We start from the raw sequence: 20,078 nt of genomic DNA on the forward strand, positions 1-20,078 counted from the left end.
AAAAAGAAAACGGGCATTTGCCCGTTTTCTTTTTGTACGTCTGTATTATGGGGTTGAAGTCGAAGTCGAAGTTGAAGAAGTTGGAGTTGAAGTTGATGAGGATGAGGAAGGAGAAGATGGCTGATCCGGTGTGGTCGCAGAATTGGTTGTGCCACTATTCGAGCTATTATCCGGTGAACCATTATTACCGTTACCGTTATTACCGTTACCGTTTCCTTGTCCTCCTCCTGTTGATGCTGAAGAAGAGGAAGAACTTTGTGACGAAGAGGAAGAAACTGAACTGCCTGTCGCCGGTGGCTGCGAACTGCTGGCAGGAGCGGACGAGCTTGAAGAAGACGGCATGCTCGAACTGGAGTTATCGCCCTGCTGATTTCCTTCATCCTTCTCCTGATTAGAATGATTCTTTACATCTGCATTTTTTACCGCCAGTTCTCCTCCGCCAATATGGATCACTGAATCGGGCTGAACAAAATCGGGTGCTCCCGGCATGAACGGTGTCATGATATTTTTAAAGATCGTCATGGAGTAGCGCTGTTCACCGGTGCCAAGAAAAGTTCCGAAATCCTTTGAACTGACTGAATCACTCTTAACGCCTGAATAGCCCGTCCATACTGCTGTTGTCAGACGGCTGGTATACCCGACAAACCACGCTGCGGTAGCACCGTGATCCTGATCATATTTAGAAATGTGATGCTGTGCTGCAAAATCATCATCAATATTTTGGGTGCCCGTTTTCCCTGCCAGAGCTGTACCCGGAATATTGGCCCATGTACCCGTTCCCTTAGTCATGACATCCTTCAGCATATCAGTAATCATATATGCCGTATAGTCATGCATGGCGACACGTCTCTGGTGATCAAGTTGAATAATTTCTCCGTCCGGTTTGACAATCTTTCGCACACCATAGGGCTCATTATATACACCATTGTTGCCAAAAGCCGCATATGCACCGGCCATTTGCAGCGGTGTAGATGAGAAGGAGCCAATAGCGTAAGATTCCTGGAAGGGCTGTGTCGGATCCACAACTTCGCCACGAATGCCCAGATTACGGGCAAATGTCCGAATGGGTTTCGATGATCCTTTAGTTTGAATGAATTCCTGCATCGTCCGTAAAGCAGGAACATTTCGTGACAGATACAGAGCTTTACGAATCGTCATGGGACCCATAAACTTGCCGTCCCAGTTGCCGACTTCTTGATTCGAACCGGAATAGGTCGTTCCTTGCTTGTCATCAACCATATAATCCGTCGGCCATTTCAAGTATTCAATCGCCGGGCCGTAATCCATTAACGGTTTGGAAGTGGATCCAATACTTCGTCCATCCATGAAGGCTCTGTTTGTATTCGAGTACTGATAATTTCTCCCGCCTCCCAGCGCACGAATCGCACCGGTCTGGGTGTCAATGACCGACACGGCACCGTTGAAGTTTTTTTGTACATTAGGATAATTCTTTTCATTGTTGAGAATATCTTCAGTACGTTTCTGTATCTTCGGATCAAGAGTTGTATATATTTTCAGTCCGCCTGAAGTGAATTCCTGTTCGCTGATGACTTTTTCCTGATCCACCAGGACGCGGCGAATGTAGTCAAGAAACGCACCGTACTTTCGATTAACGGGTTTATTCTCTTTATGCTTAGCAGTCATTTCCTTCATCGAAACGCTCTTGGCATGGGCTGCCTGCTCAGGGGTAATCGCTTTATTGCTCACCATGAGATCCAGTACCAGATCACGACGCTGCTTTGCCCGATCCGGGTGGGTAATCGGATCGTAGTAACCCGGATTTCGCGTCATCGCAGCCAGCATCGCCGCCTGAGGGAGTGTAATATTTTTCAGCTCCGTACCAAAATAGTGCTGAGAAGCTGCGGCAACACCATAAGTCGGACCTGAACCCAGGTAAATCTGATTCAGGTACATTTCAAGTATCTGTTTTTTTGTGTACTGCTTCTCAAGCTGAATCGCCAGATACGCTTCCTGTATTTTTCGGGTAAACGTCTTATTCTGACTCAGCATAGCATTGCGGACCACCTGCTGCGTAATGGTACTCGCACCTTCAGATTTAAAACCCTTCGTGAACTGAGCAACCCCTGCACCCATAATACGTATTGGATCAACTCCGAAATGCCGGTAAAATCGAACATCCTCGGTTGAAATATACGCGTCCTGAACAACTGCCGGAATCGATTCTATCGGCATATATTCACGATTCTCTCCGGCATCTATTATCATCGCTTCTTTATCGTTCTGATCATATATAACAGAGGATGCCGGGTTCTTCAGTTCTTGTTCATTTAAAGCCGGAGCATTTTTTATTATTGCAAATACGGTTACCGCACCTGCGAGTATCATGAAGAGGATAATCAGAGAAAGAATGATCATTACTCGTTTAAACCAGCCTCTTTTTTTACCGCCACCTCCGGAAGGTTTTCTGTGTTTATGAGAAGGGGAGTCGTTCGCACGTTTCCGCTCAAGTTCTGCGGCACGGCGCCTCTCCATTCTCGTATGATATTCAACCATGATTCTATCCTACCTTTCTCAACAGCCTGCCCATGGTTTACTTCCTAATACTATTCGCTTTTCTCTGCGGATTATGACTAATTAAAGTAAACATCCCGGACCACGCGAAGATAATCCAGCCGCGGCATAAAATGCTGCGGAATCAAATGCCCCTTTTTCAGAAATAAAGTTCGGGACATGGATTTTCTTCCGCCATGTTTCAGAGAGGCTCGCCAGCATTCAGAAAGAACAGACGCGTCAAGCAAAAAGACCTCATTGCTTTTTTTAAATTTAACAATGATAAATCCGATGCCGCCGTGCCTTCTGATCCGGTCCATGTGCGTCACCTGATGTTCATGGAAGTTCTTCAAAGGAATATAATTGGCATGTGTCGTCTCCTTTGCCTCAAAATCAACATATTTCCCCTTGAATACACCATTATAATCTGTCGTGGAAGCTTTACGGAAATAAGCTTCAGTAATTTTTGCAGCACTTCGCCGCGGATAATCAACATGGACAATCTGAACCGGCGTCGGCTTTTTATAAATCACTGCCTGGTCGGAATGGAGGTAATACTGATTGCTGACATTAAGATCTTCCTCCAGCGTCATCCCCCGATGACCGTATTTCACCTGCCGCTGATCCTCATGAGGTGCTTCTTCTCCTTTTTTCCTGTAAGGCTGTCCGTTTGGATAATAGATGGTCATATCTCGTAGCCTCTCTTTGACAGATTGCTATTAACATACCACAGTATACCAAAATGAGCCATGCTCGGAAATAAAATGGCGCATCCTTTGTGACTGTTTCACAAAAGAACAGCATTTATGAAGCTATTTAAAGACACATGGGTTTAAAATACGAGTTTTGTCGCACGGGTACCAGTTTTGTCGCCTGCAGAGGGGAAAGCAGCTGCTCTATAGAAGTTTAAGAGTAAACATGAAAAGGGAAGAAGGGATATTTTGCACACACTGGCTGCGGATAATAAAAAAAATGGTCTGTCGCTCCAGTCCCTTGAAAATAAAATGGACAGGCTTTTTCTGATGATGGAACAGCTGGAAAATAAAGTGATGCGACGAACGTCTGACCTCATTGATCATCAATTATCTGAGTGTCGGGAAAAACTGCTGTACGAAGAAAAAGAGATGATCATGATCAATGAATCTGTGATCCACCCGACCGGTCCGGCCAGCACGCAACAAGAGGAGGTGGCAGGGGAGCACATGCTCAAACATCGTTTTCATGCGCTCCCTTCATGATTCATGTTAAACTGGATATGAACAGGACTTTAGAGGTGTGTTTCATGGCAGAGAATGAAAAAGCAAGGTTGAAAGAGATGACCTGCGAACTGAAATTATATAATAGAAAGGCAAAAGCGCAATTTACAGACCGGACCCGCCGGCCTGACTATTCCGTTGATTTCTTCGGTGAAGTCAAACCCTTTGCAGATCACGTCCAGCACCTGATTGACAGCTGGCGCCCGCTTGCAGAAACATGGGTGCGTGAAGACCATCCGGAATATGTTTATCCCATTCAAATAAAGGATACGTATGATAACCTTTCGATTATATGCGTTACCGCTTTTCAAAAGGACACGCGCCGGCGACGTTTTCTGGAGATGATCAAATCCATCGATTACGTTCTGGATAATATACTCGAAGACCTGCGAGTGGATCAGGGTTAACTTGTTTCTCACTATTCGCCCTGCATTCTGATAAAGGACCAAAGGACGAATAAAAAATAGGGAATGCCGCAAAAAATAATGATCCGGTACATGATCCGGGTCATGGCTTCAAAGCAGTCTTCGACAGACAGCTGTTCAATTCGGCGGATCCCATTCTGAAAGCGATCATTTAGCGCTGTGGGTCTTTTATTTGTGGCTGTAATGAATTTTTCCATAATTTCTGCCTCCGGTTTTTTTCTCGTTTCTAATTAAAATATATGGCCTGTCCACAGCACTTATGCTAAAAAAACGCTGCGTGCGGGATTCCATGCGCCGGATCATGGTTGCAATCTGATCCATCGTTTTCCTTCCAAGGTCCGGGAACCCGTCTGTATCAAGAGCAATCGTACTTCCCGAATAGATCGGATACACGCCGCTGAACCCGCCATTTAATATGAAGAAAGGGGGAGCAGCAGAACTTCGGAGGAAAAGAAGATACTCACCATCTGCCAGCGGCCCGGTATATATCCGGTTCAGGGGATCATCGGGTACCGGCAAGGGTTCGATACCCGTTGTCAGGAGCAGGGGAGGGGCTGAGAAGGTTCCCTTCAGCACACTGACCGGGTAGAGTTTCTGTGAAGCATTGACCAATCTGCGTCCGGATGACAGCTTCCAGCCGGTTTCCCAGCGCCTGATTCGGCCATCAATATGAACCTGTATGACAAGATCTGAAGACTGAATAAGTGCGGCGGTGTTCTCCGGCCGTTGTGATCGAATAATCTGGTCAGGAGAGTCTTGCCGGAGGAACGCCTGATCCGTTTCTGAAAAAGGTCCCAAAATAAACAGGAGAAGAACAATCAGTGATTGAGGTGCAGGAAACATATAAACACTCCATTCTGGCGGATCCGTCATTATTGAAAACGATTTATGTTAAAAATTGTTGAACATTTACCCCAGCTGTAGTATGTTTATCATGAAAATAAAATAATCATTTGAACACTAGGGGTGCTTTTGCTGAGAAGAGCTTTGACTCTGACCCTCGGACCTGATCTGGATAATACCAGCGTAGGGAAGTGGCTGATGTTGCTGAAGATGCCATACCGCTTCTCCGTTCCCTGGGAAAGCGGTTTTTTTATTTACACCCTGGTCAACAAATGATTTTAGGGGGAAATCAGAATGGAAACAGAAAAAAAGAAATATGCACTCAATCTTACGGATATTCTCGTGACCATTGTTGTCGCACTCGCCTTCGGACTTGTCTTCAGACTCATGGGACCGGTTTATGATTTACTTCAGCCATTCGGTATGCATCTGGAGCAACTGATTTACGGTATCTGGTATATCGCCGGGCCGTTTGCAGCACTCTTGATACGGAAACCGGGTGTTGCTCTACTGGCTGAAACAGCAGCAGCGCTTGCCGAAGTGCTTTTTGCAGGAAGCGGCGGCATACAGAATCTTTATTATGGATTGATACAGGGAGGTTTTTCTGAACTGATCTTTGCCCTCTGGCTCTACCGGCGTTTTACTGTTTCTGTTGCTATGCTGTCCGGATTTTCTGCTGCCATCGGATCATTTATTCTGGATTATGCCTATGGCTATATGACCGGTCTTGCCGGATGGAATCTGACACTATATGTGATATTCCGTTTAATCAGTTCCGCATTGATTGCCGGTGGATTTGCTTACGTTCTTGTTAAAGCGCTTGAGAAGACGGGGGTTACACAAATTCTGCGTCCTGTTTCGAAGGAAGACTATGATGTCCTCAAAAAATGAGCAAAGGACCTGGGGGGTTACCAATCTGAGGCTTGCTTTCCCGAAAAAAGAATCAATGTTTTTCAAAGATCTTACTTTTCATTATCAGGAAGGTGAAAAAATTCTGTTCCTTGGTCCTTCCGGATGCGGGAAATCCACTCTTCTGCAGGTGCTTTCAGGTCTGATTCCAGGCAGCGTCGAACTTCCCATGCGTACCGACAGAATCAGCCTTCCGGATAACTGGGGATTCATCTTTCAGGACCCGGAGACACAGTTCTGTATGCCCTATGTAGATGAAGAAATCGCTTTCGTCCTGGAGAATCAGCAGATTGAACGCAGCAAAATGCCGGATCTGATCAACCATTATCTCAGAATGGTCGGACTCTTTTTTCCCGATTCACATCGCCTGATCCGAACCCTGTCAGGGGGTATGAAACAAAGGCTTGCGATCGCAAGTGTGCTGGCACTTGAGCCTGAAGTCCTGTTTCTTGATGAGCCAACTGCTCTGCTTGATCCGGATGGAACAAGAGCGCTCTGGGAAACGGTAAGAGAAGTCAGTCATAAGAGGACACTGATCATTGTGGAACACAAAATTAATCACGTCCTGGATTTTATTGACCGTGTCGTTTTATTCAATACTTCCGGAGAAATTATTGCCGATGGACCGAAATCCGAAGTGATTCGGAATCATGAAAAAGAACTGGATGACGATGGTATCTGGTACCCGGGAGCCTGGCCGTCATATGAAAAAGAACGGTCAGGTCATGCCGCCAGAAGCAAGTTTCATGATCCGCTTCTCGATCTTGATCAGTTTTGTGTCTATCGGAATAAAGCGGTGACTTTTTCTCTTGCAGAATTGAAGATCCGGCAAGGGGAATGGATTGCCATAATTGGTGAGAACGGGGCCGGAAAGAGTACTATGGTCGAAGGCATAATGGGTCTGATACCCTGCAGCGGCCATGTTCGCTGGCATTTGGATCATCCGGAAGACGAGATTGCCTTCGTCTTTCAGAATCCGGAATATCAGTTTGTCACTGACCGGACGGATGATGAGATGGGATTCAGTCTGGTCCTGAGGGGAACTCCTCCGGAAGTCGTAGAAGAATCCGTCAACGACTCCCTGGACCGGTTTTCTCTGACAGACCAGCGCAGGCAGAATCCCTTTCAGCTCTCTGTGGGGCAGAAAAAGCGGCTGAGCGTTGCTTCAGCTCTGATCACGCGTCCAAAAGTGGTCATTTTGGATGAACCGACATTCGGACAGGACGCCAGAAATACATTTGCCCTGCTTGATGTCTTTCAGAAACTCAGGGAATCAGGTACAACGATTATCATGGTCACCCATGAGATGGAAATCGTCCGCCATTTTGCGACGCGTGTGCTGGAGATTCACGAGGGCCGGCTGGTCAGCGACCGGCTGCAGACCGATAAACCACGGGGGAGGGAAGGTGAAGCGGATGGACCATATCTGGACGGACACGGACAAATGGTTTTTTAAGATTAATCCTGCACTTAAATTTACGGGTATTGCCTCACTATTTATTGTGTATCTTTTTGTACAAAACCTGAACACCATGATCTGGGCCACCCTGATTTTTACCGTGATTTATCTGTGTGTCGGCGGGTTTTCAGCCAGATTTTCCTTCTGGTTTATTCTTTTTACTTTTATCGTATCCTTCTTCAGTGCCTCTGCGATCATCTTTTTCAGTGAAGGGAATCAGGTGCTTTTCCGCTGGGGACTTGTATCGATCAGTGTAGAGAGCCTGACAAAAGGCGTTTTACTTGGACTCCGTTCTTTTACATTCAGCATGATTGGTCTGATCTTTGCTTCAACCACTGAACCCGTCCGCTTTTTCTATTCGTTAATGCAGCAGCTGCGCATGCCTGTCCGATACGCATATGGCTGCCTGGCAGCCTTTCGTATGCTGCCGATGATGGGTGAGGAATTTATCCATATCCGTCAGGCCATGAAGGTCCGGGGAATGACGAATCAGAAGGGAGTCAGGGCAGTCTACGAAAGAATGAAGAGATATGCACTGACTATGCTGGTCCAGTCTATTCGAAGAGCGCAACGTACCGCAGTGGCGATGGAAGCAAAGAGATTTTCGCTGAAAGGAAAACGAACGTTTTATTACGAGATCGGCTGGAGCCGGTATGATGTAATCTTCGCTATCATTTTGGTCGTCGCAGTGGGTTCCGGCTTCTTTTTTTCTCAGTGGCTGCCCCTGACGCCGTATACGGATGTGATGGAAGGGTATTGAGCAGTCTGATCATTGAAGAGACGCACAAGGCCTGGTTCATATGAAAAAACGCCTCTCCAGCCGGAGAAGCGTTTTTTCATCTTGTTTCGTTAACAACCAGTCCTTTTTCTTTTGCACGCTCTATTTCCAGATCACGCAATGCTGAGCGTTTGATTTTTCCGGAAACGGTCTTCGGCAGGTCTTTTACAAATTCAATTTCCCGCGGATATTTATAGGGCGCCGTTTCATTTTTAACGAAGTCCTGAAGTTCTTTTACTCTTTCCCGATTACCCGTGAAGCCCTCTTTCAGGATAATAAAAGCTTTTACAATATTACCGCGAACCGGATGGGGGCTTGCGACGACCGCGCAGTCTTTGACAGCTGGATGCTTCAGCAGGGCATCCTCGACTTCAACGGGTCCGATGGTGTACCCGGAGCTGATAATCACATCATCGCGCCGTCCGTGAAACCAGAAGTAATTATCCTTGTCTCTTGCCGCGCGGTCCCCGGTAAGAAAATAATTGCCGACAACTGATGATTTATAAAGATCCGGCTGTTTATAATAACCTTTGGAAAGGGCTGGAAAGTCACGTCGAACGGCAATATTACCAATAACGCCTTTGGGAACCGGATCGCCGTCTTCATCAACAACTGTAATAAAATCATTGATTACAGGCTGCCCCATAGATCCCGGACGGATCTCGGTGTCAACCATGGTTCCGATCAGTAATGTACTTTCCGTCTGTCCGTAGCCGTCTCTCAGCTGGATATGAAACGTTTGTTTGAAGGTATCCATAACACCGCGATTCAAGGCTTCGCCGGCTGAACATGCAGCACGCAGGTGAGAAAGATCATAATCCCCGAGATGGTCGACTTTAGCCATCAGTCTGTACTCGGTTGGTGTACAGCAAAGCACATTAATCTGATAATCCTGCAGTAACTGCAGCTGCTTCTCCGGGTGAAAACGTCCGAAATAAATAAATCCGGTTACCCCTTTACCAAGCACAGAGAGAAAAGGACTCCAAACCCATTTCTGCCAGCCTGGTCCGGCTGTTGCCCAGACTGTGTCCCCTGCATGCACATCAAGCCAGCGGGACGGAGCAATTCTCAGATGAGCATATGCCCATGCATGAGTATGCACCACTCCTTTTGGTGTCCCCGTTGTCCCTGATGTGTAGGTCAGAAAGGCCATGTCGTCACGGTGTGTAGGAACAGTCGTAAAATCCGATGAGGCGTGACAGATCAGTTCATCCATGGACAGCCATCCTTTTGTCTGTCCTCCAGCAGAAATTTTATATTTCAGAGTAGGCATTTCCTCCTGAATCTGGTCAATCTGCCCGCTGTATTCAAAATAGGCAATAATGGCCTTCGCTTCACCCTGGTTGATTCGATAACTGATGTCTGCGGAACGGAGCATTTCCGATCCGGGTATAACGGCAACTCCGGACCTCAGGGCACCAAGATAGATAACATAGGCATCAATGATTCTCGGCACCACAGCCATGATCTTGTCACCCTTGCCAATGCCAAGTTTCGAAAGGGCATGGGCAAATTGTTTTGATCGTTCAATCAGATCGTGGTAGCTGATCGATTCTTTTTCACCTGAATCATTCTCCCAGAGCAAGGCTGTTTTATCAGAATCGTACTGGTCAATTTCGCTCGTCAGATTGTATCGCTCCGGTGCAATCAGATCTTTTAAATTCAAACGATCACGTCTCCTTTAAAATCATTTCGGATTCGAAGGGCAGAACCTCAGACCGATTTATAACTACATATTAATATCAGGTCCTAAATTATGCAACTTATTTTTTCTGCTGATCAATATAATCACTGAGTGCTTCAGCTAAGATTGTTGCGCTTCGTTCGACCTCATCAAGGGTATTATCCACGCCGCCGAGTTCGATCAGTATCGCCTTCTCTGATAAGTCCTGATTATAAACACCGTTACCGACAAATTTCGTTTTTCCAACAATACCTCTGACGAGACCAGGCTGCTTTCTATCTATCCGGTTCTTTAATTGTTTCGCCAGATAGAGGTTTGCTGAATAATTGGGATTTTCTTCACCAATGATGAAGCTGATCCGGGCGTAGGAGACGCCGTCCCGCTCCAGGGTTGTCTTTGATCGACCAAGGGAATCACGGTGAATATCGATCAGGTAATCAAGTGAAGGCTCTTTTTTTAAGGCATTTTTTACAGCGATACGTGATTTTTGATACGCGTCATCTCCGGCGTTCCAGTCTCTTTGCCGATCATGAACGGAGCCTATGCCATTGTCTTCCAGAATCCGGCTGATTTTCTCACCGCCCTTAAGTACACTCACTCCCGGATCCATAGTGGCGTCTTTCCCTTTATTTGCAGGTTTATAGGCTTCCCAGTAATGTGTATGATAAATCAGGACAGTCTTTTTCAATTTTTCATTTTTCTCAGATGGTTTCGCCGGCGGAAGTGGTTCAGGCGTCTCAAGACTGATTTCCGGGGGAGGAGGATTGTCCTGAGGAAGGCTGGTATAATCCATCCCTTCGCCGGCAACAAAGATTTTCGTATTGTAAATCGTAAATCCAGGAAGTTCTGAGCCGAAAAGGCTTCGCATATCATCAAATCGCAGGTCCGTCAGCATTTCAAAGAGAAAATGATACGCATTCTTCGGTCGATCTTTCGCTTTTATGGCATGATTATAGATCACATTTTCATTACCGAATGTCTCCGGAAGAAGCATTTCTGCCGGAAGGTTCGATTCCTGCATCACTCGTTCAATAAATCCTGCTTTTACATGTCCCAGAACAATCAGGATGGCAAGTCCGTAGGTGAGAACCATCAGGAAGATATAGCGTGAAAGGATCTGGGATGAAGGTTGTATGGGCTGCGGGGTAGGAAATTTTATCAAACTTGTCCCTCCTGTTATCGAAATATCCTGCTACTCTATTAATCTATGAACGAGGGGGGAGAAGTTAGACATTTTTTCCTGTTTTTCATAGAAAAAGTTACAGTTGATAAATAACAGGGGGGGTTACACTATTTACAAAAAATTAACTGGCTGCCAGGTCATTTCCTTAGAAGGTTTTGAGGCTATGGATGTGAAAAAGTGACCGGGCCGCACGAGCCGGGGGACAGGTGACGCGAGTATACCCTCCGTCCAGAACGACCGCCTGTCCTGTAACACCACGCGCCGCATCACTTGCCAGGAAGAGGGTGTCTGCGGCTTGTCAGATGGCTGTTCCGTCCCTGCCTGACAGAGTCACCTGTGCTTTCCTTTCAGTATCAGCATGCATTTACAGAAATGCTGTCACCCATTCACGCTCAAAGCGGAATGGGCTTACTAAATGTATAGAGAAAGAAAATAGAATTAGTACAAAAAATAGTTACATAATCGTCTTTGCGGGGAAATACAATGTATCATCCTGTACATCCCGTCATCTGCCCGCAGGCCGGTAGGCAGGAAGAACATTCCTACGCATACAGACTGGTGGTAAAGGGAGAGAACGCGATGATTGAAGCCATGATTGTTGGAACAGCCTGGACGCTGATTAGTTTATTTGCCGGAGTCCTGTACGGGATGCATGCTGTATGGATTAAAGTGAACCAGGTTCATTGCCTGGCCTCGTTCTGCATCGGCAGGGGGCTTCGATGATCGTGGAGAATGATTTCAGAAATATAACGTAAACGTTTGCTGCTTTCCTCTGGCGGTGCCTGTAGCCTGTCGGTCGGCGGCAAATATTCATTATCTGAACAGGAGGTATGAGGTCATGAACAAGGTTCTATCGTCTGTTGAAGCAATGACTGATCAAATTCACGACGGTGCAACGCTGATTGTTGGTGGTTTTGGTCTTTGCGGCATACCAGAAAAAATGATCTATGCCTTGCGTGAGAGCGGGGTGAAAGATCTGACAGTTGTCAGTAATAATTGCGGCATAGATGACTGGGGACTGGGGCTTCTTCTGGAAAACAAACAAATCAGGAAAATGATTGCCTCTTATGTAGGGGAGAATAAGCGGTTTGAACAGCAATTTCTCAACGGCGAACTCGAAGTTGAGCTGGTTCCTCAGGGGACACTTGCTGAGCGCCTGAGAGCGGGAGGGGCGGGTATTCCGGCATTCTATACAGCTACAGGCGTTGGCACGGTTATCGCCGAAGGCAAAGAAGAGAAGGTCTTCAACGGAAAGACCTATATCATGGAAGAAGCCATTACCGGTGACTTTGCCCTGATCAAAGCGTGGAAAGCGGATCCTTACGGTAATCTGATTTACAGAAAAACAGCCCGCAATTTTAACCCGATCGCCGCTCAGGCTGGAAAAATCACATTTGCTGAAGTTGAAGAACTAGTGCCGACCGGTGCACTTGATCCGGATCTGGTCCACACGCCGAGTCTCTATGTCCAGTCTGTTTATCAGGGAACGAATTATGAAAAACGGATCGAGCGACTGATTATTGCTAAAAACTGATAGGAGGGGGCCATATGCGAGTAAACAGACAGTTCATTCTTGATCGCGCTCTGAAGGAGATGCGGGACGGGATGTATGTCAACCTCGGGATCGGAATGCCGACCCTGATTGCCGACAGGATTCCGGATGATATCCATGTGATGCTGCAGTCGGAAAACGGGCTCCTGGGTATCGGTGCCTACCCTGCACCGGAAAAGGTGGATCCCGATTTGATAAATGCCGGAAAAGAAACCGTTACGGCAATCCAGGGGGCTGCTTATTTCGACAGTTCCGAGTCATTTGCCATGATTCGTGGCGGTCACATCGACCTGGCTATACTGGGCGGTATGGAAGTGTCAGAAGAGGGTGATCTTGCCAACTGGATGATCCCCGGAAAAATGGTTAAGGGGATGGGCGGGGCGATGGATCTGGTCCAGGGAGCGAAACGAATAGTTGTGATTATGGATCATGTCAATAAACATGGTGAATCAAAAGTGAAAAGAACATGCACCCTTCCACTGACCGGAAAAGGTGTCGTTGACTGCCTGATAACCGATTTAGCCGTCTTTCATTTGAGCGATCAGGGATTGCGACTGGTTGAGCTTCAACCTGGATCTACAGTAGAAGAAATCACAGAGAAGACCGAGGCACACTTTCAGATAGATCCCGGGCTTCTTTCTAACAGCTGATTTCAACCATTTATCAGGCGATCACTGGCAACGGGTTGATTGGACGTGATCGCCTGACCTGATTATGAGAGGTGGATGTAAAGTGGATCACGCCACACGTTTTTTTACAAAACTGATGAAGCGTTACCTGCCGGATCCGTTTGTCTTTGCAATCGGCCTGACACTTCTGACCATGTTGCTGGCTGTCGTTGTTGAAAAGCAGAGCCCGGTTTCCATGATTAATCACTGGGGAAGTGGATTCTGGAGCCTGCTGGAGTTTACAACTCAGATGGCTGTTATTCTGGCCATGGGCTACGTTCTGGCGTCAGCTCCTGCAGTCGACAGGCTTCTGGATAAAATCGTGATGCGGATCAAAACACCCAAAACCGCGGTGATCATCGCAACAGTGGCCGGGAGTATCGGCTGTTATCTGAACTGGGGGTTTGGTCTTGTTATTGGCGGGGTGATTGCAAAGAAGCTGGCACTGCATGTGAAGGGGATTCATTATCCACTGATTATTGCTGCCGCTTACAGCGGTTTCACGTTTTACGGACTCGGACTTTCTGCAAGTATCCCACTGTTAATTTCTACCCCCGGTCATCCACTTGAAAAAGCAATGGGACTGGTTTCACTCAATGACACCATCTTTGCACCGCCAATCCTAATTACAACCGGCATTTTATTGATCACTTTGCCTCTATTAAATGCGATTCTGCATCCAAAAAAGAAATCAGATATTATTGAAATTGACCGATCACTGCACGAGAAAAAACACGTAGAGGCAGGAGGGGAAGAACATACTCCGGCCAGCCGGCTGAATAACAGTCATCTGCTTTCTTATACTATTGGGATTGCCGGACTCGTCTATATATTCATCTACTTTTTCCATGGCAACGCATTGAATCTTAACATCGTTAACTTTATTATTCTTTTTCTCGGTATTCTGCTGCTTGGTACCCCGGCCCGTTACGTCTCAAGCCTTTCTCAGGGTATTAAAACAATATCCGGAATTCTTCTTCAGTTCCCGTTTTATGCCGGTATCATGGCAATCATGATCGGATCCGGGCTCGTGACCACAATCGCCATGGTGTTTGTAAACCTGTCTTCAGTCGAATCTTTACCTTTCTGGGGGCTGATCAGCTCGTTTGTAATAAATTTTTTCGTGCCTTCCGGAGGAGGACACTGGGTAGTTCAGGGCCCATTTATGATTGATGCTGCCAAAGCGTTAAACGCTTCACTGAGTCAGACGTCCATGAGCGTGATGCTCGGATGCGCCTGGAATGACCTGATTCAGCCCTTTTGGATTCTCCCGGCGCTTGCCCTGTCTAAATTAAGGCTCAAGGACATTATGGGCTATCTCGTTATTCCCATGCTGTGGGTCGGCCTGGTTTATGCCGGTGTCGTCCTGATGTGGGGTTATTGGTTCTAAATCCTCAGAATACCGGATGAATCCGGTATTTTATATTTGTTTACAGGAATAACTATTGGACATTCTCATGTACAGCTTATATATTTTTTACATAATGGACAGGTAAAGGGAAGCCGCCCCCGGATAACACTGTAGTTGGCATGAAAAAAACTTTGTTCTGAAGTTTCCAAATGGAAGTGCACGTACTGAAACAATAACCCGAATTGGGGTCATGGGTTATTCTGCTGTTAAATTCGGACAATCCTTTCTGGTCAGAGATCCATCGAATATCAGGGTTGTACTGAAGTGTGTCTGACAACAAATCAGACCAGGGTATGAGTAAAAGATCATTCTCCCTGTGGATTCGTTTCCATTGTTTATAGAGTAAGCTGTAACTGTAAACAAGAAGGAGAGGGGATAAGATATGATCAACCCATATGAACTGGAGAAACTTTCGGAATGGAAACGGGAAAAAATAAAAAAACGTTCCGATCATTCGTGGTGGTTTCATCAGACGAAATCCGGTACTACAGAAAAAAAAGCACCCGATCAACAGTCTGTGCATCCTGACTTATCCCTGTAAAGTTGCATATGGAATCAAGGAACACGCAGCTGTTATATTGTCTGACGGCACAAACACAGGGACAAGAAGAATGCTTGTTTTACAATAAGGAAGGTTCCCGCATGTGTCGTTTCATTTACTTCAATTTTGTGACGCAAAGACAGGGAGTCGACCTTAAGACTGAACAACAAGTATTTTTAATAAGAGAATTGACCGTCATTTTAAGGATAAAATGAAAAAGAGAAGGGCTGTTATGGATCTGTAGATTACTGCGTAAAATATAATTTTGACGAAGTAATGTCTAAAATTTATTTTTAAAGCTTATCAGCCTCTCTTTTTTAGCTGATGATATTCAGAATCTGCTCTTTCGTTTTCTGAATGTGTTTTAATGTTCCGTTTCCCTGTTCCTGTAATTTATTTCGTAAAGACAGATCTTTTATATATTTAAAGTTAATTTGAGCCGTCAGCCAGGCAGATTGTGCCGAAGCTTCCAATAGAATCACTGCAACTCCAAGATCTGATTTCACATTTTTATTGAACAGTTCTGCTGATGCTGCAAGTATCTGCGCCGTATCCCGACACTCTGTCATCAGGCTGATCGGGATTTCAGCCGCATGAATGGCGGCCTTTTGCAATGCTGAAGTTCGATCGGCACGTTGTTCATCTGTTACCTTTGGCAGATGCAGAGCATCCATGAACGCCTTAAAAGAATCCATATCCTCGGCTGCGAAATGCTCAAAAGTTTGAATGGCTGCCTCCATCTGCCGGATGATCTCATTCATCCGCTCTGAAACTGAATGATACTTCAGACCAGACGTCAAACGGGCAACCATCGCCCCCATCGATGCACCTAATGCGGCACTGACCGCTGCAACACTTCCACCGCCTGGAACAGGTGATTTTGATCCTGAAGCTTCAATAAACTGTCTTAAAGTCTGATCAAAGACTTTCATAATAACCGACCACACTTTCATTGGTTTGAAGTGATACTGCTCGTATCAGGTTCTGAAACAAAACCATTGTTGTGATTTTCCCTACACCGCCTGGAACAGGCGTCATGGCCCGGATGCTTTCTGCTACCTCTGCATTCACATCTCCGGTAATACCATCAGGTGTATCATTGATCCCGGCATCAATAATCACCAGTTCCGGGTGCACCATCTCCGGCATAATCAGATTTGCTTTGCCAACTGCGGAAATCAAAATATCCGCCTGATCGATATGTGGTTTCAATTTAGTCGTAAACTCATCGCAGACTGTCAGTGTCGCATTTTCACGCAGTAACATGTGCACAAGGGGCCTGCCGACTGTTTTTCCATGACCGATCAGAACAACCCGTTTTCCTTTCAGAGAATAGCCAAAATATTTCAGTATACGAATACATGATTGAGGCGTTGCCGGATACAGACCCCGGGTGCCGTTCATACAGGAAAATTGATTTGATGGGGTCAGTCCGTCAACATCTTTTTCCGGAGATACTGCAGAAGATAATTTATTCGCATCAAGATGTTTTGGAAGGGGCAATTCAAGCATGATTCCGTGAACTGAGGGGCAATGATTCAGCCCGTTTATTTTTTCTAAGAGTTCCCTTTCAGTCACTGATTGGTGAAATGAAGTTAAGAGAAAGCGAATACCCAGTTTTCGAGCTAATTTCTCCTTTGCCTTCGCATAGTATGCTGAAGCAGGATCTCCCTTCACAAGGAGGACGGAAATGGCCGGATAGATCCCCCTCTCCTTTAAATGTCTCACATCACCCTTAATCTCGGCTTCAATCTGACCGGCCAGTTCTTTTGTTTTCAATAATTTACCCAACAAAACCGCCTCCGTATCGGGTTGTCGTAAATAAAAAAGTACTTGGTTGATGTCATCTCCCAAATACTTTGCCCAGGCGTACGGCTGTTTATCATTCATGCGCTCCCCCATGGTTTCCCATGTTACGCCAGTTACACATGATAAAGTTAATTTTTCACGAACATGTCACATTCCTTTCTTAGTATAACATAAATCACACATCACATACGACAAACTTTATTCATTTTAAATCCGGATCATGAATACTTCGTAAAATATTTGACATCCTCCCCGTGCGGGTATATACTTATAAATGTAAAAATTATCCATCCCACTAGATAGCTAAATGGAGGCTTCCCTGCTATGGATGAACGCAGACAGCATCTTTACGACCGGATTGATGATAAAACTGAACAGCTGCCCTGGTATGTCCGGGAATTTGTTGATAAAAAAATGCGAACCATGTCGCCCCGTTCGCTCCTGAATTATTGTCATGACTACCTGATCTTCTTCAACTGGCTGACAGCAGAAGGTCTTTTTAACGGAAAAGCTCAGGATGTCCCCCTCAGCTGTCTGGAATCCCTGAAACCACAGACTATTGAAAATTTTCTTTCGTATCTCCAGGTCAGACTGCGTAATGACAAATTCACGATTAACCGGAAGCTTTCTTCTCTGAAATCGTTATTTCATTATTTGACGAATGTCGCTGAAACCGATGAATTAAAACCATATCTTATCCGCAATGTGATGGCAAAAATTGCATTAAATAAGATTAAAGAGGATCAAGAGACTATTGCTCAGAAAATGTCAGGTAAGATTCTCTGGAATGATGAATATGAACAGTTCCGACAGTTCGTTGCCAAAGATTATTGTCAGACCGTTAAAGATAACAAGAAACTGCTTAATTTCCATAAACAGAACGCTGAACGGGATACGGCAATTGTTTCACTGATTCTCGGTTCCGGACTGCGTCTTTCCGAAGTCGTCGGGCTGGATCTAAGTGATATTGATTTTAAAAAACGAATGGTTCGTGTCATTCGTAAAGGCAACAAAGAACAATATGTCTTTTTCAGTGAACAGGCAGGACTGGATCTTGAAGATTATATCCATGTTCGGGTAAAGAGATATGGTCTGGAGCCCTCTGTTAAAGCCCTGTTTGTATCTGCACCGATGGGACCCAAAGGAACGACAAGAAGACTGAGTCCACGGGCTGTCGAGAATCTCGTAAAAAAATATGCTGTCGCCTTCGGAAAACCCTCTCTCTCCGTCCATAAACTCAGGCACTCATTTGCGACCCGTTATCAGGCGGAAAATAATGATATTCCTAAACTGAGACGACAGCTTGGTCATTCTTCTATTCAGACAACCATGATTTATACCCATCTATCCAATGATGAATTAAAACGGGCGGTTGACCATATGGATGATCATTTTGAAAAGAACAAAGAATAAGGCATGACATGTATGTTTACATAATATTTGTTATGTACACTTTATTCTCATTCATCCAGAAATGAGACATGATTTTCTTTCAGTGACGCGATACGTGCAAGTGAGCAGACAGAATAGCCGGCTTCTTCCAGTCGTCTGCGCCCTTCCTGGAACGACTTTTCAATAACAATGCCAATACCTGCTACCTTAGCCCCGGCTGTTTTTATCAGTTTCGTCAAGCCGAGCGAGGCAGCACCATTGGCCAGAAAGTCATCAATAACTAGCACCCGGTCTTCTGGACTGAGCAGGCTTTTTTCAAGGCTGATCGTATTCGTTACTTTTTTTGTAAAAGAATAGACCTCCGTGCTCAGCATATCCTCATTTGCGGTCACCGGCTTTTTCTTTCTTGCAAAAATAACCGGAAGTTTCATAATGAATCCTGTCATCAGGGCAGGTGCAATTCCGGAAGATTCGAGTGTAATGACTTTTGTTACCTCTGTTTCTTTGAAAATACGGGCAAATTGTTCCCCTATCTTACACATCAATATGGGATCAATCTGGTGATTAAGAAAGTGATCGACTTTTAGAATTTCTTCGTCAATCACCTTCCCTTCCTTTCGAATCCTGTTTTTCAACTCTTCCATTTCTTTTTCTCCACTCCCTGGTCAGCAGCTTAGCATGTTTATAATAACATCTTGCCACACTTTTATTTTTCAAACCACCCTTTTTTTCTGAACCAGAAAGTCATAATGATGGCAATACCGAGCATTAAACCGAGAACAAGAAAATAGCCACCCCGCCATTTCAGTTCAGGCATATACTGAAAATTCATTCCGTAAATGCCTGCTATAAAGCTAAGTGGCATAAAAATAGTGGTGATAACGGTCAGAGTCTGCATAATGCTGTTTGTTCGATATGTCGTCAGTGCAAGATAACTGTCACGAATGTCTGATGTCATTTCCATATTAGATTCAATCATATGTGTCAATCTGTCCAGGCTTTCATTGATATTATGCAGGTAAATCTCTTCTTCATCGTCTGTCCTGATATAAGTCGAACTAATTATCCGTTCGAAAATGTCCTGAAGAGGCATGACAGCACGGCGGAAACCAAGCAATTCACTGCGAATCTGATACACGCGGCTGTTTAATTTATTTACAGAAACCCGTTTCGATTTTACGTTTAATGCGTCAACCTGATCCTCCAGCAGATTACCAACCATATAATATTGTTCAATCAGCCGCTCGATTAGACGACGCAGAATAACTCTTTGCGAATCCGACGATGATAGATTTCCATCTTTCCGGCAGTCATGCCAGACATCATTAATCGATTTCAGATTATCTGAATGACGGGTAATCAGAAAACTTTTCCCGCAAAACAAGTGCAGTTCATGAGGTTTTAGGGTACTGGGGTTCACAGCCTGCATCGACAGAATAAAGTAATCCTGATAGATTTTTATATGCGGACGTTTTCTATAACGATGTTCATCTTTTAATTGCTGATGCATAAACGGATAATATCTGCTGATGGTTTCACGTTCTTTATCATCCGGTTCGCAGATATCCAGCCAATACCACGCTGCTTCTTTTCTTAATTCAGGCAGGGTGACTTGATCAGTGATGCTGTCCTTCTTTTTGGCTAAAATACGTATCAT

The 20,078-nt window shown here is 45.3% G+C and carries 20 protein-coding genes, 1 pseudogene and 2 riboswitches; of the genes and pseudogenes, 10 read left to right on the forward strand and 11 right to left on the reverse strand.

The window, feature by feature from the left end; all coding sequences use genetic code 11:
* Positions 1–45: 45 nt before the first annotated feature.
* Both EWH91_RS05605 and recU read right to left on the reverse strand, forming a co-directional pair.
* The gene (locus tag EWH91_RS05605; RefSeq protein ID WP_129929042.1) at positions 46–2,514 is read right to left on the reverse strand and encodes a transglycosylase domain-containing protein; all 2,469 of its coding nucleotides are present in this window, start codon (positions 2,512–2,514) and stop codon (positions 46–48) included.
* 77 nt (positions 2,515–2,591) lie between these two features.
* Complete coding sequence (gene recU / locus EWH91_RS05610; RefSeq protein ID WP_129929043.1) at positions 2,592–3,200, reverse strand: Holliday junction resolvase RecU; 609 nt, start codon at positions 3,198–3,200, stop codon at positions 2,592–2,594.
* Between the two features lie 252 nt (positions 3,201–3,452).
* Here recU and EWH91_RS05615 point away from each other — a divergent pair, with 252 nt between their 5' ends.
* Both EWH91_RS05615 and EWH91_RS05620 read left to right on the forward strand, forming a co-directional pair.
* The gene (locus EWH91_RS05615) at positions 3,453–3,749 is read left to right on the forward strand and encodes a hypothetical protein (protein WP_129929044.1); all 297 of its coding nucleotides are present in this window, start codon (positions 3,453–3,455) and stop codon (positions 3,747–3,749) included.
* A 44-nt stretch (positions 3,750–3,793) separates the two neighbouring features.
* Positions 3,794–4,174: a YppE family protein gene (locus EWH91_RS05620; RefSeq protein WP_129929045.1), complete on the forward strand. Its 381-nt coding sequence runs from the start codon at positions 3,794–3,796 to the stop codon at positions 4,172–4,174.
* 11 nt (positions 4,175–4,185) lie between these two features.
* Here EWH91_RS05620 and EWH91_RS05625 read toward each other — a convergent pair whose 3' ends face one another.
* Together EWH91_RS05625 and EWH91_RS05630 are read right to left on the reverse strand one after the other, a co-directional pair.
* Positions 4,186–4,389 carry a hypothetical protein gene (locus EWH91_RS05625; protein ID WP_129929046.1) on the reverse strand — a complete coding sequence of 68 codons (204 nt, stop codon included), beginning with the start codon at positions 4,387–4,389 and terminating at the stop codon, positions 4,186–4,188.
* Entirely contained in the window at positions 4,361–5,035 is a 675-nt protein-coding gene (locus tag EWH91_RS05630; RefSeq protein WP_129929047.1) for a hypothetical protein, read from the reverse strand. Before EWH91_RS05630 ends, EWH91_RS05625 begins: the two co-directional genes overlap by 29 nt.
* Positions 5,036–5,144: 109 nt before the next feature.
* Positions 5,145–5,242: riboswitch (TPP riboswitch) on the forward strand.
* 87 nt (positions 5,243–5,329) lie between these two features.
* Between EWH91_RS05630 and EWH91_RS05635 the strand changes: the two genes are divergently transcribed.
* The 3 genes from EWH91_RS05635 to EWH91_RS05645 are packed head-to-tail and all read left to right on the forward strand — an operon-like array spanning position 5,330 to position 8,163.
* The gene (locus EWH91_RS05635; protein ID WP_129929048.1) at positions 5,330–5,926 is read left to right on the forward strand and encodes an ECF transporter S component; all 597 of its coding nucleotides are present in this window, start codon (positions 5,330–5,332) and stop codon (positions 5,924–5,926) included.
* A complete protein-coding gene (locus EWH91_RS05640) occupies positions 5,910–7,400 on the forward strand; it encodes an ABC transporter ATP-binding protein (protein WP_326407523.1) in 1,491 nt (496 codons plus the stop codon). Before EWH91_RS05635 ends, EWH91_RS05640 begins: the two co-directional genes overlap by 17 nt.
* The gene (locus tag EWH91_RS05645; protein WP_129929050.1) at positions 7,360–8,163 is read left to right on the forward strand and encodes an energy-coupling factor transporter transmembrane component T family protein; all 804 of its coding nucleotides are present in this window, start codon (positions 7,360–7,362) and stop codon (positions 8,161–8,163) included. Before EWH91_RS05640 ends, EWH91_RS05645 begins: the two co-directional genes overlap by 41 nt.
* 76 nt (positions 8,164–8,239) lie before the next feature.
* Here the strand turns inward: EWH91_RS05645 and mbcS are convergent, their stop codons facing one another.
* The 3 genes and pseudogenes from mbcS to EWH91_RS14730 form a co-directional block, all read right to left on the reverse strand.
* Positions 8,240–9,847 carry an acyl-CoA synthetase MbcS gene (gene mbcS, locus EWH91_RS05650; protein WP_129929051.1) on the reverse strand — a complete coding sequence of 536 codons (1,608 nt, stop codon included), beginning with the start codon at positions 9,845–9,847 and terminating at the stop codon, positions 8,240–8,242.
* A 97-nt stretch (positions 9,848–9,944) separates the two neighbouring features.
* The gene (gene spoIIP / locus EWH91_RS05655; protein ID WP_240697266.1) at positions 9,945–11,027 is read right to left on the reverse strand and encodes a stage II sporulation protein P; all 1,083 of its coding nucleotides are present in this window, start codon (positions 11,025–11,027) and stop codon (positions 9,945–9,947) included.
* Positions 11,028–11,262: 235 nt separating this feature from the next.
* Positions 11,263–11,334 (reverse strand): annotated as a pseudogene (locus EWH91_RS14730) (SDR family oxidoreductase); the annotation flags it as partial.
* Positions 11,335–11,531: 197 nt separating this feature from the next.
* On the opposite strand from EWH91_RS14730, the gene EWH91_RS05665 reads away from it, so the two are divergent.
* The 4 genes from EWH91_RS05665 to EWH91_RS05680 all read left to right on the forward strand — a co-directional run bounded on the left by EWH91_RS05665 (position 11,532) and on the right by EWH91_RS05680 (position 14,658).
* Entirely contained in the window at positions 11,532–11,771 is a 240-nt protein-coding gene (locus tag EWH91_RS05665) for a hypothetical protein (RefSeq protein WP_129929052.1), read from the forward strand.
* Between the two features lie 115 nt (positions 11,772–11,886).
* Positions 11,887–12,582 (forward strand): CoA transferase subunit A, encoded by a 696-nt coding sequence (locus tag EWH91_RS05670; protein WP_129929053.1) that lies wholly within the window; start codon positions 11,887–11,889, stop codon positions 12,580–12,582.
* A 14-nt stretch (positions 12,583–12,596) separates the two neighbouring features.
* Positions 12,597–13,250: a 3-oxoacid CoA-transferase subunit B gene (locus EWH91_RS05675; protein ID WP_129929054.1), complete on the forward strand. Its 654-nt coding sequence runs from the start codon at positions 12,597–12,599 to the stop codon at positions 13,248–13,250.
* A gap of 82 nt (positions 13,251–13,332) precedes the next feature.
* The gene (locus tag EWH91_RS05680; RefSeq protein ID WP_165364249.1) at positions 13,333–14,658 is read left to right on the forward strand and encodes a short-chain fatty acid transporter; all 1,326 of its coding nucleotides are present in this window, start codon (positions 13,333–13,335) and stop codon (positions 14,656–14,658) included.
* 879 nt (positions 14,659–15,537) lie between these two features.
* Here the strand turns inward: EWH91_RS05680 and EWH91_RS05685 are convergent.
* Positions 15,538–16,152, reverse strand: a complete 615-nt coding sequence (locus EWH91_RS05685; RefSeq protein ID WP_165364250.1) for a cyclodeaminase/cyclohydrolase family protein — start codon at positions 16,150–16,152, stop codon at positions 15,538–15,540.
* The gene (locus EWH91_RS05690) at positions 16,139–17,011 is read right to left on the reverse strand and encodes a bifunctional 5,10-methylenetetrahydrofolate dehydrogenase/5,10-methenyltetrahydrofolate cyclohydrolase (RefSeq protein WP_129929057.1); all 873 of its coding nucleotides are present in this window, start codon (positions 17,009–17,011) and stop codon (positions 16,139–16,141) included. Before EWH91_RS05690 ends, EWH91_RS05685 begins: the two co-directional genes overlap by 14 nt.
* Positions 17,012–17,074: 63 nt before the next feature.
* A riboswitch (ZMP/ZTP riboswitch) is annotated at positions 17,075–17,156 on the reverse strand.
* A 197-nt stretch (positions 17,157–17,353) separates the two neighbouring features.
* Here EWH91_RS05690 and xerS point away from each other — a divergent pair.
* Positions 17,354–18,442 carry a tyrosine recombinase XerS gene (gene xerS, locus EWH91_RS05695; protein WP_129929058.1) on the forward strand — a complete coding sequence of 363 codons (1,089 nt, stop codon included), beginning with the start codon at positions 17,354–17,356 and terminating at the stop codon, positions 18,440–18,442.
* 47 nt (positions 18,443–18,489) lie between these two features.
* Here the strand turns inward: xerS and EWH91_RS05700 are convergent, their stop codons facing one another.
* Positions 18,490–19,065 (reverse strand): xanthine phosphoribosyltransferase, encoded by a 576-nt coding sequence (locus tag EWH91_RS05700; RefSeq protein WP_129929059.1) that lies wholly within the window; start codon positions 19,063–19,065, stop codon positions 18,490–18,492.
* A 62-nt stretch (positions 19,066–19,127) separates the two neighbouring features.
* A complete protein-coding gene (gene corA, locus EWH91_RS05705) occupies positions 19,128–20,078 on the reverse strand; it encodes a magnesium/cobalt transporter CorA (protein ID WP_129929060.1) in 951 nt (316 codons plus the stop codon).

The organism is Sporolactobacillus sp. THM19-2, from assembly GCF_004153195.1.
Lineage (GTDB): Bacteria > Bacillota > Bacilli > Bacillales > Sporolactobacillaceae > Sporolactobacillus.

Bases quoted from the DNA above. Each gene is read 5' to 3' on its own strand.
- EWH91_RS05605 (WP_129929042.1), bottom strand. From the start codon at position 2,514: ATGGTTGAATATCATACGAGAATGGAGAGGCGCCGTGCCGCAGAACTT.
- recU (WP_129929043.1), bottom strand. From the start codon at position 3,200: ATGACCATCTATTATCCAAACGGACAGCCTTACAGGAAAAAAGGAGAA.
- EWH91_RS05620 (WP_129929045.1), top strand. From the start codon at position 3,794: ATGGCAGAGAATGAAAAAGCAAGGTTGAAAGAGATGACCTGCGAACTG.
- EWH91_RS05625 (WP_129929046.1), bottom strand. From the start codon at position 4,389: ATGGAAAAATTCATTACAGCCACAAATAAAAGACCCACAGCGCTAAAT.
- EWH91_RS05630 (WP_129929047.1), bottom strand. From the start codon at position 5,035: ATGTTTCCTGCACCTCAATCACTGATTGTTCTTCTCCTGTTTATTTTG.
- EWH91_RS05635 (WP_129929048.1), top strand. From the start codon at position 5,330: ATGGAAACAGAAAAAAAGAAATATGCACTCAATCTTACGGATATTCTC.
- EWH91_RS05640 (WP_326407523.1), top strand. From the start codon at position 5,910: ATGTCCTCAAAAAATGAGCAAAGGACCTGGGGGGTTACCAATCTGAGG.
- EWH91_RS05645 (WP_129929050.1), top strand. From the start codon at position 7,360: ATGGACCATATCTGGACGGACACGGACAAATGGTTTTTTAAGATTAAT.
- EWH91_RS05665 (WP_129929052.1), top strand. From the start codon at position 11,532: ATGTATCATCCTGTACATCCCGTCATCTGCCCGCAGGCCGGTAGGCAG.
- EWH91_RS05670 (WP_129929053.1), top strand. From the start codon at position 11,887: ATGAACAAGGTTCTATCGTCTGTTGAAGCAATGACTGATCAAATTCAC.
- EWH91_RS05675 (WP_129929054.1), top strand. From the start codon at position 12,597: ATGCGAGTAAACAGACAGTTCATTCTTGATCGCGCTCTGAAGGAGATG.
- EWH91_RS05685 (WP_165364250.1), bottom strand. From the start codon at position 16,152: ATGAAAGTCTTTGATCAGACTTTAAGACAGTTTATTGAAGCTTCAGGA.
- xerS (WP_129929058.1), top strand. From the start codon at position 17,354: ATGGATGAACGCAGACAGCATCTTTACGACCGGATTGATGATAAAACT.
- EWH91_RS05700 (WP_129929059.1), bottom strand. From the start codon at position 19,065: ATGGAAGAGTTGAAAAACAGGATTCGAAAGGAAGGGAAGGTGATTGAC.
- corA (WP_129929060.1), bottom strand. From the start codon at position 20,078: ATGATACGTATTTTAGCCAAAAAGAAGGACAGCATCACTGATCAAGTC.